Source organism: Streptomyces sp. Xyl84, from assembly GCF_059731885.1.
Window position 1 is genome coordinate 1,212,664 of the sequence record NZ_AP029183.1, and the last position, 14,669, is coordinate 1,227,332.

13 protein-coding genes are annotated in these 14,669 nt (G+C 73.2%); 7 read left to right on the forward strand and 6 right to left on the reverse strand.

What is annotated here, in order from left to right:
• Positions 1-144: 144 nt before the first annotated feature.
• Both AC6I72_RS36695 and AC6I72_RS36700 read left to right on the forward strand, forming a co-directional pair.
• Positions 145-486, forward strand: a complete 342-nt coding sequence (locus tag AC6I72_RS36695; RefSeq protein WP_498006021.1) for a hypothetical protein — start codon at positions 145-147, stop codon at positions 484-486.
• A 299-nt stretch (positions 487-785) separates the two neighbouring features.
• Entirely contained in the window at positions 786-1,364 is a 579-nt protein-coding gene (locus AC6I72_RS36700) for a flavoprotein (RefSeq protein WP_498006023.1), read from the forward strand.
• An 82-nt stretch (positions 1,365-1,446) separates the two neighbouring features.
• Here AC6I72_RS36700 and AC6I72_RS36705 read toward each other — a convergent pair whose 3' ends face one another.
• The 3 genes from AC6I72_RS36705 to AC6I72_RS36715 all read right to left on the reverse strand — a co-directional run bounded on the left by AC6I72_RS36705 (position 1,447) and on the right by AC6I72_RS36715 (position 4,246).
• Positions 1,447-1,965, reverse strand: a complete 519-nt coding sequence (locus tag AC6I72_RS36705; RefSeq protein ID WP_498006025.1) for a hypothetical protein — start codon at positions 1,963-1,965, stop codon at positions 1,447-1,449.
• Between the two features lie 12 nt (positions 1,966-1,977).
• Positions 1,978-2,151 (reverse strand): hypothetical protein, encoded by a 174-nt coding sequence (locus tag AC6I72_RS36710; RefSeq protein ID WP_498006027.1) that lies wholly within the window; start codon positions 2,149-2,151, stop codon positions 1,978-1,980.
• A 289-nt stretch (positions 2,152-2,440) separates the two neighbouring features.
• Positions 2,441-4,246 (reverse strand): 2-isopropylmalate synthase, encoded by a 1,806-nt coding sequence (locus tag AC6I72_RS36715; RefSeq protein ID WP_498006029.1) that lies wholly within the window; start codon positions 4,244-4,246, stop codon positions 2,441-2,443.
• A 185-nt stretch (positions 4,247-4,431) separates the two neighbouring features.
• On the opposite strand from AC6I72_RS36715, the gene AC6I72_RS36720 reads away from it, so the two are divergent.
• Positions 4,432-5,106, forward strand: a complete 675-nt coding sequence (locus tag AC6I72_RS36720) for a FadR/GntR family transcriptional regulator (protein WP_498006030.1) — start codon at positions 4,432-4,434, stop codon at positions 5,104-5,106.
• Positions 5,107-5,363: 257 nt separating this feature from the next.
• Here the strand turns inward: AC6I72_RS36720 and AC6I72_RS36725 are convergent, their stop codons facing one another.
• Positions 5,364-6,281, reverse strand: a complete 918-nt coding sequence (locus tag AC6I72_RS36725; RefSeq protein ID WP_498006031.1) for a helix-turn-helix domain-containing protein — start codon at positions 6,279-6,281, stop codon at positions 5,364-5,366.
• A 96-nt stretch (positions 6,282-6,377) separates the two neighbouring features.
• On the opposite strand from AC6I72_RS36725, the gene AC6I72_RS36730 reads away from it, so the two are divergent.
• From AC6I72_RS36730 to AC6I72_RS36740, 3 genes are all read left to right on the forward strand, one after another.
• Entirely contained in the window at positions 6,378-6,968 is a 591-nt protein-coding gene (locus AC6I72_RS36730) for a non-oxidative hydroxyarylic acid decarboxylases subunit B (RefSeq protein WP_498006033.1), read from the forward strand.
• Positions 6,969-7,079: 111 nt separating this feature from the next.
• Positions 7,080-8,507, forward strand: coding sequence for a non-oxidative hydroxyarylic acid decarboxylases subunit C (locus tag AC6I72_RS36735; RefSeq protein ID WP_498006035.1), 1,428 nt, complete (start codon positions 7,080-7,082; stop codon positions 8,505-8,507).
• A 154-nt stretch (positions 8,508-8,661) separates the two neighbouring features.
• Positions 8,662-8,895 carry a non-oxidative hydroxyarylic acid decarboxylases subunit D gene (locus AC6I72_RS36740; protein WP_037855362.1) on the forward strand — a complete coding sequence of 78 codons (234 nt, stop codon included), beginning with the start codon at positions 8,662-8,664 and terminating at the stop codon, positions 8,893-8,895.
• Positions 8,896-9,130: 235 nt separating this feature from the next.
• On the opposite strand, the gene AC6I72_RS36745 is transcribed toward AC6I72_RS36740, so the two are convergent.
• Together AC6I72_RS36745 and AC6I72_RS36750 are read right to left on the reverse strand one after the other, a co-directional pair.
• Positions 9,131-10,072, reverse strand: coding sequence for an AraC-like ligand-binding domain-containing protein (locus AC6I72_RS36745; RefSeq protein ID WP_498006037.1), 942 nt, complete (start codon positions 10,070-10,072; stop codon positions 9,131-9,133).
• Positions 10,073-10,340: 268 nt separating this feature from the next.
• Positions 10,341-11,324 carry a LuxR C-terminal-related transcriptional regulator gene (locus AC6I72_RS36750; protein WP_498006039.1) on the reverse strand — a complete coding sequence of 328 codons (984 nt, stop codon included), beginning with the start codon at positions 11,322-11,324 and terminating at the stop codon, positions 10,341-10,343.
• A 222-nt stretch (positions 11,325-11,546) separates the two neighbouring features.
• On the opposite strand from AC6I72_RS36750, the gene AC6I72_RS36755 reads away from it, so the two are divergent.
• Positions 11,547-14,600: a S8 family peptidase gene (locus tag AC6I72_RS36755; RefSeq protein ID WP_498006040.1), complete on the forward strand. Its 3,054-nt coding sequence runs from the start codon at positions 11,547-11,549 to the stop codon at positions 14,598-14,600.
• Positions 14,601-14,669: the final 69 nt, after the last annotated feature.

Below are 14,669 nucleotides of genomic sequence, written 5' to 3' on the forward strand. Positions count from 1 at the left end.
CCTCGGCGTCCGTCGTCACCGCGGTGAGGGGGCCGCGGCGAGGCCGGGCTCCGGGCATGGTCCACACTGCGGTGGTGTTCCGCCGACCGGGGCGCGGGCCGTGCGCCGCGCCCGGGTTCCGCCGTCTCGTCCCCTGGGGGTCCAGTGAAGTACAGAGCCGTTCTCCTCGCGTTCTTCCTCCTGCCTGCGCTGTGGGGGGTCGTGGATCTCGTGGGTGGTCTCACGGCCTCGACCGAGGTGGTGTGCCCGGGGGAGAACGTGCGCGACGGGGAGGAGCGGCCCGGCCCGATGCGGCCCGGGGACAGTGAGTGCTCGGTGCTGGAGGGTTCCCTCGCGGTGGCGAGCCGGACGTACGAGGAACAGCGCAACCACCAGTCCCTGCAGCGGCGGCGGGACGCCAGGAACGGAGGCCTCCTCATCGCGTACGGTGCCGTGGGCGGGCTCCTGGCCTGGCGTGCCACCCGGAGGGCCGCGGACGGCACCTGAACCAGGCCCCCGGTGGCGAACGGACCGCGAGGAACCACCGGCCGGCGTCACCGCGTCGTCCGGCACCGGCCACGGAGATGGCCGCGCGCGGCAGGCGGGGCGGCCAAGTCGTCGAAGACGCCGGTTCGTCAGGCGAGTGCCGGGCCGGCACGGCGGGCCCGGTCACCGCCGGCGTTGCGAAGGCGCGCCCGCGACCGGCGGCCCCGCGGTCCGGCTCCGGCCAGGCCGATGGCACGGACGGTCAGACTCCGTGGCACATCCCGTCACACCCGGGGCGCCACCGGGAACACCATGGAGACATGACCAGCAACAACCCGGGCGTCTTCGGCGGACGCCTGCTCATCGGCGCCACCGGCTCCGCCGCCGTCGCCACACTTCCCATGTACATCAACGCGCTGCGCGCCGGATTCACCGGGACGATCACCGTCCTGATGACGCACACCGCCGCCACGTTCCTCCCGCCGCACACCGTCGGTCTGTTCGCCGACCGTGTGGTCACCGGCACGAGGCCGGACGACTGGGGCCGGGAGAACCAGGCGACCCTGGCGGCCGAGCACGACATGATGACCGTCCTGCCGGCCACCGCCAACATGCTCTCCGCCGTCGCCACGGGCGCCGTCCCGAACCTGCTGACCGCGACGATCGCCGCCGCCGACTTCCCCGTGGTGTTCTTCCCGGTGATGACCGACGGCATGTGGGGCAAGCCCGCGGTCCGGCGCAACGTGGAGCAACTCCGCCTCGACGGCTACCACGTCGTCGACCCGCAGCAGGGAGAGCGTTACGACGTCGGCCTCGGCGAGTTCGTCAAGGCGCCCATGCCGCCCGCCCCGCCCCGGTTCATCGAGGTGGTCCGGGAGTTCATGCCCGGCAACGGCTGACCGGGTGAGGCGAGTCGCCGCCGGTCGATCGGACAGCGGCCGGGTCCGGCGGTGCTGCCGCCGGGCACCGGACTGTTCCACCTCAGTGTGATCCGCTCCCGAGAGCGGCACTCATGGTGCGCAGGCGACGCGTCTGCACCCTGCTGTTGCGGAGCATCGCGCCGAGGAAGACGACGGTGATCACGGCCATTCCGACGGTCTGCCGCGGCCCCGCGGTGAAGGCCGTCAGTACGGTGATCGAGCCGAACAGGACGCCGAGGAGGACGAGCGCGGCCACCCGGTGCCTGCTGCGGTGCAGCCGCTGCCCGACCAGTTCGCGCATCGCCCGGCGTTCCCGCGGGTCCGAGGGCACCTCGCCGGTGCGGAGTCTGCGGTCCAGCGACACGAGGTCGTCCGTCGTACCGCCCGCGGCCCGCTTCTCCCTGCGGCGCGCGCTCAGCGCCACGCCGATACCGCCGAGGGAGATCACCGCCGTGCGCACCACCACGGACAGGAACGAACGCCCCGGATACAGAAGGGTGATCACCACGGCGGCGACGAGCACCGACAGGACGATCTGCACCCACAGGTGCCTGGCGAGAAAGACGTTGACGCGTTCCATGGCCGCCCCCTCTCAGCTCCGGTTCCTGCGCCGCACGGCGTACGCGACCGCCAGGAGGACCCAGGCCACCGCGCAGTAGGCCCAGGCCGTCACCCCACGGACGGCGCCGACCGAACTCGCGAGCGCCCACAGGGTGAGGACGACGCACAGCGCGGTCCACGCGATGTCGGAGATCCGTGCGCGCAACTGCGTACGCTGCGGGGCACCGAGCTGTAACGCTCCGGACAGTGGTTCCTCGATCCTTCGCCGCGGCTCCACAGCCGTCACTCCCTTCAGGTGTACGGATCCTCCCGGTTACCCGTCCTCTCCTGGCGCACGCCTCAAGTGGGGCGAGCCGGGCAGGAGTTGACCTTGCCTGCGCGGGTGCCGTGGAACGGGCTGGGGGAGTACGGCAGCGGAGCGGCGGATCCGGTAGGCGCGGGGCGCGGACGAGGGGGGGCGCGAAGGGGCGCGCCCCCCTGTGGGGCCTTGCCGCCTACCGGACGGCGGTGGCGACGGGCACCGTGTTCGCGGCACGCGTCACCGCGGCCAGGCTGGCGGCGAGGACGGAACGGTCCCGGCCCGCCGCCCACCGGACGCCCTCCCCGTCCCGGAACTCCAGCAGGGTCAGGGCCTCGCCGTCGTTCCCTGCGTCGATGCTGGTCTGGTGCAGGCTCACCACGTCGATGCGGATGCCCCGCGCGGACAGGGCCTCGGTGAGTGCTTCGACCGGGCCGACGTCCGCGTGCGTAGTGGTGTGAGCGGTCCCGTCGATCCGGAGCGTGACCGTGGTGTGGTTTCTTCCGCCGGTGTCGCTCGTCTCGTACCCGGCCAGTTCGACGGCCGGGCCGGCGCTCGCCGCCGCCCGCGGTGAGGGCGTGAGGTAGGCGTCCTCGAAGACGCCCCACAGGCCGGCCGCGGTGACCTCGTGGCCGGTGGCCTCCGTGCGCCGCTGGACATGGCGGGCGAAGTCGATCTGGAGCCGGCGCGGCAGTTCGATGCCGTACTCCGTCTCCAGCAGGTAGGCGATGCCGCCCTTGCCGGACTGGGAGTTGACCCGGATGACCGCCTCGTAGCTGCGCCCGAGATCGGCCGGGTCGACCGGCAGGTACGGGACCGACCACTCCAGCTCGTGCTCCGCGACGCCCCGGGCCGCGGCGCGGGCGCGGTGCTCGGCGAAACCCTTCCTGATCGCGTCCTGATGGGTGCCGCTGAAAGCGGTGTGTACCAGGTCGCCCACGTAGGGGTGGCGGGGATGGACCTCGATGCGGTTGCAGTACTCGACGGTGCGCCGGACCTCGTCGATGTCGGAGAAGTCGATCATCGGGTCGACGCCCTGGGCGTGCAGGTTCAGGGCGAGGGTGGCGATGTCGACGTTGCCGGTGCGCTCGCCGTTGCCGAAGATGCATCCCTCGACGCGCTGCGCCCCGGCGAGGACGGCCAGTTCGGCGCAGGCGATGCCGGTTCCCCGGTCGTTGTGCGGGTGCACGGAGAGGATCACCGAGGAGCGGCGGGCGAGGTTCTTGTGCATGTACTCGATCTGGTCCGCGTACACGTTCGGGGTGGCGATCTCGACGGTGGCGGGCAGGTTCAGGACGACGGGGCGGTCGGGACCGGCGTCCCACAGCCCGGTCATGGCGTCGCAGATCTCCAGCGCGTAGTCGGGTTCGGTGAGGTTGAACACCTCGGGGGAGAACTCGAACCGCACGTGGGGCAGGTGCCCGGCGAGCGCGAGGACGTCGCGGCCGCCGGCGAGGATCAGCTCCTTCAGCGTGCGGCGGTCGTGGCCGAGGACGACATCTCGCCAGACGGGCGCGGTGGCGGTGTACATGTGGATCACGACGGGGTTGGTGATGCCCCGGATCGAGTCGACCGTGCGCTCGATCAACTCGCGGCGCGCCGGGGTGAAGACGACGATCGTCACGTCCTCGGGCGCGAGGTCCGACTCGGCGATGAGCCGGACGAAGTCGTAGTCGGTCTGCGAGGCGGACGGGTAGCCGACCTCGATCTCCTTGTAGCCCATGGCGACCATCAGCTCGAAGAAGCGCCGTTTGCGCGCCGGGTCCATCGGCTCGGCCAGCGCCTGGTTGCCGTCGCGCAGGTCGACGGGCACCCACAGCGGCGCCGTCGTCAACTGCCGCGTCGGCCAGTCGCGTTCGGTGAGCGGGACCTCGACGCGGGAGCGGACGTCGCGGTAGCGGTGGGACGGCATCGGTGAGTGCCGCTGCCGGTTCCAGGCCGGTGCGTCCGCGGGGACGGGGCCCGCCGGGGCGGAGGTTCGGGGGGTCGGTGCGTGAGTCATAGGGTGGAATCCTGCTTCGCTGTCGCGTGGGGGAGACCGGCGCGGACGAGCGCCCCACGTCGGGGCGCCGGTCTGGCTAGGCCCCGACGTGGCGGAGAAGGAGGAGGATTCCGGAGTTCAGCACGGGTGCACCGTAGCACAACTCCTCAGACAAGTAGAGAAGTTACGGAGACGGGAGGGCCGAGATGGCTCAGGTCCGGCGTGCGCCCCTGGCTGATCAGGCGGCGCAGGCGCTGATGGAGCGCATCCGGGCCGGGGAGTGGCGGCTGGGCGGGAAACTGCCCGGTGAGACCACCCTCGCCCCCCAGCTCGGCGTGGGCCGCTCGACGGTCCGCGAGGCGATCCGGCAGCTCGCCGGCCGCGGCGTGCTCGCCTCCCGGCAGGGAGCCGGTGTCTTCGTCACCGCCCTCGACGCCCCCGAGGACTGGGACCACGTGGTACGCCGTGCCGACATCGTCTCCGTGATCGAGGCGCGCGTCGCCATCGAGACCGAGGCCGCCGCCCTCGCGGCCGGACGCCGGACCCCGGCGGAACTGCGTGCGATGCGCCGCGCGCTGGCGGAGCGCCGCGCACGGCGTGCCGGCATCGAGGAGCACGTGGACGCGGACACGGCCTTCCACCGCAGCATCGTCGTGGCGGCGCACAACCCGATCCTGACCGAACTGTTCGACGGGTTCACCCCGCGCAGCCGGCAGGCGATGGTCGAGATGCTGCGCATCCGCGGAGGTCTCGGCGACGACGCCGACCCCGACCACGACGCCCACGCCCGCCTGCTGGAGGCCGTCGCCCACGGAGACCCCCAGGAGGCGGCGGAGTCCAGCCGCGCCCATCTCCTCACCCTCAAGGCACAACTGAGCTGACCCCCTCCCCGCGGGCGAGCGAAGGCCGCTGCCCGTCCCTTCTCGTGGAACGTGCCGGTCGCCGAGGTGACCCCGGCCTTCCCCGGCCGACGCGGTGACTCGGCACCACCCGGATGACCCCGGCCTCCCCGGCCTCCCCGGCCTGCGCGGCGACTCGGTACCACCCGTATGACGCCGGCGTCCCCTGGCGGCGCGGGGTCTCGGCACACCGGCACTCCGCACCACCCGGTCCCGGCACCGCCCGCCCTCCCGGGTCGCTACGCGCCCCGTGCCGTCCGGCGGAAGGCCGTCGGTGTGGTGCCGGTGCGCTGCCGGAAGAACTTGGTGAAGTCGCCGGCCCCGGCGAACCCGAGCCGCTCGGCCACCGCGCCGACGGTCAGCCCGCCGTGGGCCAGCTCCCGCTTGGCCTCCAGGACCACCCGCTCGTCGACGTAGCGCTTGGCCGACATTCCGGTGGCCGCCTCCGCGGCCCGGGTGAGCGTGCGCCGGCTGTAGCCGAGGGCGGCGGCGTAGTCCTCCACCCGCCGGGTGACGGCGAAGTCCCGCTCCACGGCCGCGTGGAAACGGCGGAACGTCTCGCTCGGCACCGGCCTGCCGGGTTCGGCCCCGTAGGCCGCCGTCAGCCGTTCCACGAGCACCGCCAGCAGGTGCCGCAGCACCCTCAGATGGGCCTCCAGCGGCAGTTGTGCCGCGGCGTCGTACTCGTGGCGCAGATGGTCCAGGGCCTTGTGCAGTCCCTCGGCCACCGGACCGGCCGGGGCGAGCGGGCCCCGCGCGAAGGGCGGATCGGCGACGGTGGCCGCGGTGGTCGCCGCGTCCGGGAAGCCCGGCGGGAAGGCGACCACCACACCGTCCGCCTCCGGCAGGTCCGGACTCCAGCGCTGCACCTGTCCCGGCCGGATCCACAGCCATTGGCCGGCCGCCGGCTCGTACGTGGTGAAGTCCACGGAGACGGTGACGCGGCCGGAGCGCACCGCGACGATCTGGTGGAAGGCCGGCCGCAGCGGCGCGTACGGATCGTTGCCGTGCCGCAGCGCGCGCTCGGCCAGCCCCGCCAGCTCCACCAGTTCCAGACCGGGCGGCGACCCGGCCGTGTGCCGGAAGACCAGCTCCCGGATCGGAGGTGTCGGCGTCGGCGCCGGCCGGGGTGTCGAAGGCTGTCCGTTTTTGCCCATCGTGAGTCCCGAGCTTACCGCCGTGTGCCCCGGCCGCGCTCCTAGGCTGAACGTGCCGGCGCAGGTCAGCGCCGCAGGGGCGAAAGGTGCCGCGGTATGAGACTGATCGTGGGAATGACGGGAGCCACGGGCGCCGTCCTCGGTGTCCGTTTCCTTCGGACACTGGCCGAGCTGCCGGAGGTGGAGACGCATCTGGTCCTCAGCCGGTGGGCGCGCACCACGATCGAACTGGAGACCGGCCTGTCCGCGGACGAGGTCGGTGACCTGGCCGACGTCGTGCACCGCCCGGAGGACCAGGGAGCCGTCATCTCCTCCGGCTCCTTCCGCACCGACGGCATGGTGGTCGTACCGTGCTCGATGAAGACCCTGGCCGGCATCCGCGCCGGCTACGCCGACGGGCTGGTGGGCCGCGCCGCGGACGTCGTCCTCAAGGAGCGCCGCCGGCTCGTGCTGGTGCCCCGGGAGACACCGCTGAGCGAGATCCACCTGGAGAACATGCTCGCGCTGTCCCGGATGGGCGTCCGCATGGTCCCCCCGATGCCCGCCTTCTACAACCATCCGCAGACCGTGGACGACATCGTCGACCACGTCGTCGCGCGCCTGCTCGACCAGTTCGACCTGCCCGCCGCGGCCGCCAAGCGGTGGGAGGGCATGCGGGCCGCCCGTTCCCTGCGGCCGGCGTCCTGACGACGCCCCTGCCGTCCGCAGCCCCCCTTCAGCAGCACCCCCGCGCAACCCCGCCCACGCACCCCCCGACGGAATCCCTCGACGCCCCCCACGGACCCCCACGGAGTACCCATGCCCTACGACGATCTGCGCTCCTTCCTCGACACCCTCGACCAGGAGGGGCAACTGCTGCGGGTCACGGAGGAAGTCCTCCCCGAGCCCGACCTGGCCGCCGCCGCCAATGCCACCGGCCGGATAGGAGAAGGCCCCCCCGCCCTCTGGTTCGACAACGTCAAGGGCTTCACCGACGCCCGCATCGCCCTCAACGTGCACGGTTCCTGGGCCAACCACGCGCTCGCCCTCGGCCTGCCCAAGCACACCCCGGTCAAGGAGCAGGTGGCCGAGTTCGCCCGGCGCTGGGACGCCTTCCCCGTCCCGCCCGAACGGCGTGAGGACGCCCCCTGGCGCGCCAACACGCAGGAGGGCGCCGACGTCGACCTCTTCTCCGTGCTGCCCCTGTTCCGTCTCAACGACGGCGACGGAGGCTTCTACCTCGACAAGGCCGCCGTGGTCTCCCGCGACCCCGACGACCCGGGCAGCTTCGACAAGCAGAACGTCGGCACGTACCGCCTCGAGGTCATCGGCCGTGACCGGCTGGCCATCCAGCCCGTCCCCGTCCACGACGTCGCCCTGCACCTGCGCAAGGCCGAGGAGCGGGGCGAGGACCTGCCCATCGCCATCACCCTCGGCAACGACCCGGTGATGGCGATCGTGGCCGGCATGCCGATGCGCTACGACCAGAGCGAGTACGAGATGGCGGGTGCCCTGCGCGGCGCGCCCGCGCCGATCGCCACCGCCCCGCTCACCGGCTTCGACGTGCCCTGGGGGTCGGAGGTCGTGATCGAGGGTGTCGTGGAGAGCCGCAAGCGCCAGATCGAGGGACCCTTCGGCGAGTTCACCGGGCACTACTCCGGTGGCCGCCGGATGCCCGTGATCCGCGTCGACCGGGTCTCGTACCGCACCCGCCCGGTCTTCGAGTCGCTGTACCTGGGCATGCCGTGGACCGAGTGCGACTACCTGGTCGGACCCAACACGTGTGTCCCGCTGCTGAAGCAGCTGCGCGCCGAGTTCCCCGAGGTGCAGGCCGTCAACGCCATGTACACGCACGGCCTGCTGGCGATCATCTCCACGCGGAAGCGGTACGGAGGTTTCGCCAAGGCGGTCGCGATGCGCGCCATGACCACCCCGCACGGGCTGGGGTACATCACCACGGTCATCGTGGTCGACGAGGACGTCGACCCCTTCAACCTCCCCCAGGTCATGTGGGCGGTGTCCGCGAAGGTCAACCCCTCCGGCGACGTGCTGATCATGCCGAACCTGCCGGTCGTCGAACTGGCGCCCGCCGCGCAGCCCGCCGGCATCACCAGCAAGATGATCATCGACGCGACCACCCCCGTCGCTCCCGACGTGCGCGGCAACTTCTCGACGCCCGCGAAGGACCTGCCCGAGACGCGCGACTGGGTGGCCAGGATCCAGGACCTCATGGCCGCGCGCGGCTGAACCGCCGGCCGCCCCCCCCGCCACCCGGCACCTGCCCCCGCCACCCCGCCACTTCCCCCCTGGCCGCCCCGGCGCTTCCCCCGCCGTCCCGGCGCCTGCCCCGCCGACCACCCCGACATCCCGACACCTGTCGCCCCCGAGAAGGAGAGACCGCATGACCGAGTGCCCCCGCTGCGCCTTCGGGACCATCGAGACGCTGCACACCTCGCCCGTCCCCGGCGTGTGGGACGTCCTGCAGTGCCGGCGCTGCCTGTACACCTGGCGCACCACCGAACCCGCCCGCCGCACCCGGCGCGAGGCCTATCCGGAGCAGTTCCGGCTGACTCCGGAGGACATCGAGGCCGCCTCGGAGGTCCCGGCGGTACCGCCGCTGCGCGCTTCGGCCTGAGAGGCGTACGGCGTCCTTCAGCGGACCCGGTGCGGCGCCCGAGAGGCGTACGGCGCCCTTCCGCCGCCCCCGTGCGGCAGGCGCGGCCCGGGGCCGGCGCTCGCCCGCGGGGCGGCCTTCGGGTCCCGGCCGGCAGCACCCCGCGTTCGCCGGCCACGCCGGGTGCGGGCGCTGGTGCCGGTGATCCGCCGGCCGCCGGCGCGGGAGCCGCGCCGGGACGGCCCGGCCGCGGCCGTCACCGTCGCCCGGAGCGGTAGGCGCCCGGTGTCATGCCCGTGACGTGCTTGAACGCCCGGTAGAGCTGTGCCTCGCTCCCGAACCCGCACTCGTGGGCCACGGCGGCCAGCGTGCGGTCGGGGTGTGCCGACACCAGCCGCTGGGCGAGCGACACCCGCAGCCCGCGGATCAGCTCCGTGAGCGGTTCGCCGTCCTCGGCCAGGGCGCGGTACATCGTGCGCCGCGAGACACCGCAGCCCGCGGCCACCCCGGCGGCGTCCAGAGCGGGGTCGGTGAGGTTCCAGCGGACGAAGCGGTGGACACGTTCCCGTGTCAGCGCCGCCGCCGACGCCCGCGGCGGTGCGGTGCCGGCGGCCCAGGAAGCGGCCGTGCCCAGCAGGTCGACGGCGTGCGGCACCAGCGCGCGGGCCGCCGCCGGGTCCGTGCCCTGCAGGCGGTTGAGCCCGACCAGGAAGTCGGCGACCACCCGGCCGGGGCCGCACGCGCCCAGTTCCACGGCGGTCACCCCGTTCAGGGAGCGGCGCGGCAGCCGTGCCCTGGGCACCTTGACCACCAGTTGGGAGAAGTCGTCCGCGAAGTCCAGCGTGTAGGGGCGGGAGCTGTCGACGAAGGCCATCGCACCGGGGGAGAGTTCGACCGCCTGCCCGTCCTGCTCCAGCCCGGCCCGGCCGCGCAACTGGATGTTGGCGAGCAGGACGTCCTCGTCGTCCCGGGCGATCAGCCGCCGCGTCCGCGCCACCCGCTGGCCGCCGGCGGCCAGCTCGGCGAACCCGATCCCGTCCAGGACGGACGTCTCGATCCGGCCCTCGAAGACACCCTCCGCCCCGGGGCGCACCGCCACCCCGACGAACGTGTCGCAGACCACGTCGGCCCAGTAGGCGAACGCGTCGGCTTCCTCGACGTCGGTGCTGGTCCACCGGGTGTGCGCTCGGTCGTTCATACGTTCATGATGCCGCTCCGTCCGCGCACATGCCGGATCCCCGGTGCGGCCGGTGACCGGACCCGCCGGGGAGTGCCGCCCCGGGCCCTCCGGGTGGGCACGGATCGGACTTCCCTCATGGGTACGGATCGGTCCTCCCCCGTGGGCACGGAGCGGGCCCTCCGCGCGGGTTCCGAACGGGTTTCCCCCGTGGGTGCGGGCCGGGCCCTCTGGGCGGGCCGAGAACGGGCCGCCCCCGGGGGCTCGGGCCGGGCGGCCTTCCGCGGGCTCACACCAGCCCGCGGGCCGAGGCCCTGATCCCCGCCTGGAACCGGGTGTCGGCCCCCAGCTTGGTCAGGACGGCGGCGACGCGCCGGGTGGCGGTCCGGGTGCTGCACCCCAACTGGCGGGCGATGGCCTGGTCCTTGAGCCCGGCCTTGAGCATCTCGAGAAGGAGGAGGTCGTCCGGGCCGAAGGTGTCGTCCGGGGCCGGAGCCGTCGCCGCGATCGGCTCGGCACGGGCCCAGTAGGCCTCGTACAGCTCCATCAGGGCGTCGAGCATGCCCGACGGATGGATGACGACGAGGTCGTCGTAGACCGGGCCGGACAGCGGGACCAGGGCGACCCGCTTGTCGATGATGTGCAGCTTGAACGGCAGGTCCGGCAGCATCCGGGACCGCTCGCCCAGCTCGGCGAGTCTGAGCAGCGTGGCGAACCGTCCGGGGCGCTCCATGGACTGCGGGCAGTAGATCGAGCGCACGTCGATGCCCTGGCGCAGCCAGGCCGCCGTGATGTCGAACTCCTCCTCGTTGCTGTGGAGTCCGCCGTCCGGGCGGCCCACGTAGGGCGGCCGGTCAAGGGCCCACATGTGGCTGGTCGCGGAGTTGCTCAGCTGCCCGACCCGTTCCAGGATCAGCTCACGGTCCGAGAGGACCTCCACCAGGTTCCGCGGGTCCGAGCGCAGCCGCCCCTCCCGGTAGCGCTCGGCGATCCGGTCGATCTCCGTCCGGGCCGAGGCCAGCGTGGTCTCCGTCTCGAACCGCCACCTGGCCAGCAGGGGCAGCAGCGCGGCCTGGGGGTTCGTCGCCTGGAAGCGGCCGTGACCGGCGTCGTGGAGGAGCCCGAGTTCCCGCAGCCGGGCGGCGGACGCGCGCACCTCGTCCTCCGGTGCCCCCAGGACCGCGGCGACGTCCGCGACGGTCACCCGGCCGTGGTCCAGGAAACACCGGTACACCGGTTCGTCGGACTCGGCTATGCCCAGGACCGTGAGCACGTATGCATACCTCCGTCGGTCGGTGTGTGACATCCGTGTCGTGATTGGTCAACCGTCCAAACCGGCCATCAGAGTATCTGGACACCTGTCCGAGGTACAGCGTTCACTTTCCTCGCCGCGACACTCGTCCGCCCGGTCCGGCCCCCTTGCCACCAGCACGCGCAGCGACACCCGAAGGCGCGCGGCATCCTCCGGCCGGGCCCACTCCTCATGGAGGAACGTGTGAGTTCCGTGTTCCGAAGAAAGACACTCGCCTGCGGTGCGGCAGCTCTGGCCGTCTCGCTGGCGGCCGTCTGCACCGGCACGCCGGCCCAGGCGGCCGGTGACCCGCAGGCCCGCGCGGCCGGTGACGTGCGGGCCCGGCCGGCCGGTGACCCGCAGGCCCCCGTCCCCGTCACCGGGCGTTCCCCCTCCGGCCGTTACATCGTGACCCTCGAGGACGCACCGGTCGCCCTCTACAAGGGCGGCGTGGACGGCCTGGCCGCCACCGCTCCCCCGGCGGGCGCCAAGGTCGACGCCTCCAGTACCGCCGCGCACCGCTACCGGGACTACCTGCGGGGGCGGCAGAGCGAGGCGGCCGCGTCGGTCGGCGCCACGGTCCGCGGCCGTTACACGGTCGCGGTCAACGGCTTCGTCGCGGACCTGACCCCTCTTCAGGCCGTCCGCCTCAGCAGCCGGCCGGGGGTCCTCGCCGTCAGCCCGGACGCCCGGGTCGAGGCGACGGACGACTCCCGGTCGACCGACTTCATGGGCCTGTCCGGGCGGCAGGGGGTGTGGTCGAAGCTCGGGGGCACCGCCGAGTCCGGCAAGGGTGTGGTGGTCGGGGTCATCGACAGCGGCGTCTGGCCGGAGAGCGCGTCGTTCGCCGCCCCGGCCCTCGGGTCCGCTCCGCCCACCGCCAAGGACCCCTACCGCCCCTACCGTGAGGGCGGCGTGATCAAGATGAAGAAGGCCGACGGCGGCACGTTCACCGGCGTCTGCCAGAGCGGTGAGAAGTTCACCGCGAGCGCCTGCAACACCAAGCTCGTCGGCGCCCGGTACTTCAACGACGGCTGGCTGGCCACGACACCGCCCGAGGAGCGGGGCGACTACCTCTCGGCGCGTGACAACAGCGGCCACGGCACCCACACCGCGTCCACCGCCGCGGGTGACGCGGACGTCGCGGTGACCGTTCAGGGGCACGACTTCGGAAAGATCTCCGGGGTGGCGCCGGGCGCGGCGGTCGCCGTGTACAAGGCGCTGTGGACGGAGAAGGGCACGACGGACGCCGGCGGTGACGCCTCCGACATCGTCGCCGCGATCGACCAGGCGGTGGCCGACGGCGTCGACGTCATCAACTACTCGGCGGGCCGGGTGGTGGAGTCCTGGCTCGACGAGCCCATCGTGCAGGCGTTCCGGGCCGCGGCGCAGGCAGGTGTCTTCGTGTCGGCCGCCGCGGGCAACGAAGGGCCCTCCCGGGGCGTCATCGACAACACCGCGCCCTGGATGACGACGGTCGCCGCGAGCACGCTGCGCCCCGCGGAGGCCACGGTGAGGCTGGGCGACGGCCGGACCTTCGTCGGCGGCAGCCTCACCGTGCAGGCGGCCGTCGGCCCCGAGCCCCTGGTCCTCGCCGGTGACGTCAGGTCGGCCGGGACGGCGGACGAGGACGCGCGGCTGTGCCGGGAGGGTTCCCTCGACCCGGCGAAGACGGCCGGCAAGGCGGTGGTGTGCGACCGCGGGACCACCACCCGGGTGAGCAAGTCGGCCGAGGTGGCGCGCGCCGGCGGCGTCGCCATGGTGCTGGTGAACACCACCGACCAGGAGACGGACAGCGACATCCACGTCGTGCCGACCGTGCACCTGAACGGCCCGGGAGCCGCCGACGTCCGCGCCTACGCGGCCACGCCGGGCGCCACGGTGACGCTGCAGCCGGGCGGTTCGACCGGGACGCCGTACCCGCAGATCGCCCCGTTCTCCTCCCGGGGCCCGTCGGCCGTCAACAAGGGCGCGCTGATCAAGCCGGACATCGCCGCGCCGGGCGTCGGCGTCCTCGCCGCCGTCGCGCCGCCCAGCAACTTCGGCCACGACTTCGACTTCATGACCGGTACGTCGATGGCGGCGCCCCAGATCTCCGGCCTCGCCGCCCTCTACTTCGGTGTGCACCCCAAGTGGTCCCCGATGGCGGTGAAGTCCGCCATGATGACGACCGCCGTCGACACCAGGACCGCCTCGGGCGGCACCAGCACGGACGTGTACGCGCAGGGTTCGGGCGAGGTCGATCCCGCCGCGATGTTCGACCCGGGCCTGGTGTACGACTCGTCCAACCGTGACTGGCTCGCGTACGAGGAGGGCCTCGGCATCGACACCGGGACCGGCACGGCCCCCGTCGCGCCCAGCGACCTGAACTACCCGTCCCTCTCCGTGGACCGGCTGCTGGGATCGCGCACCCTCACCCGCACCCTGACCGCGACCCGTCCGGGTGTGTACCGGGCCGAGGTGGACCTGCCCGGCTTCCGCGCCGAGGTGAAGCCCTCCACGCTGCGCTTCACCCGCGCGGGACAGACCGCCCGGGTCGCCATCAGGCTGACCCGGACCACCGCGCCCTCCGGCACTCCCGTGACCGGGCACCTGACCTGGAGGGGAAGCGGCCACGTCTCCGTGCGCAGCCCGATCGCCGTCACCCCGCAGATGCTGGAGGCGCCCGACCGGGTCGAGGCGGGCCCCGGGAGCGAGGGAAGCGTCTCCTACTCCCTGACCCCCGGCACCGAGAAGCTGACGCTCACCGCCCACGCTCCGGTCGTGGGCCCCGCCGTGCGGGGCGAGGTCGACATGGCGACGGGCGGCGCGCAGGAGTACGCCATCACCGTCCCCGAGGGGACCAGGGCGGGTGAGGTCCTCGCCACCACGGACACCCCGGACTCGGGCGTCGCCCTGTACGTCCTGAACACCCCGGCCGACGGGCGGCCCTGGACGATCGTGGCCGAAAGCGCGGGATCGCAGCACCGGCAGCACGTCACCCTGAAGGGACTGGAACCGGGCCGGTACACCGTCTTCGTCCTGGCCGGGGACTACCACGCGGGTACGACGGCCACACCGTTCACGCTCCAGACCAACCTGGTGGGAGCCGACTCGCCCACGACCGGCACGTTCACCGTGTCGCCGGAGAGGCCCGCCACGACACCGCTGCGGCCGGTCTCGGTCACCGGCCACTGGAGCGGCGTGACGAGGACCCCGGCCACCGCGTACGTGGAGTACCCGGACGGCACCGGCACACTCGTCGGCATCGGCGGCTGACCGGCCCCGGCAGGTCTCCGGCCCCGGCCCCTGCGGCTGCCGTGCGCGGCAGCCGCAGGGGCGACCGCG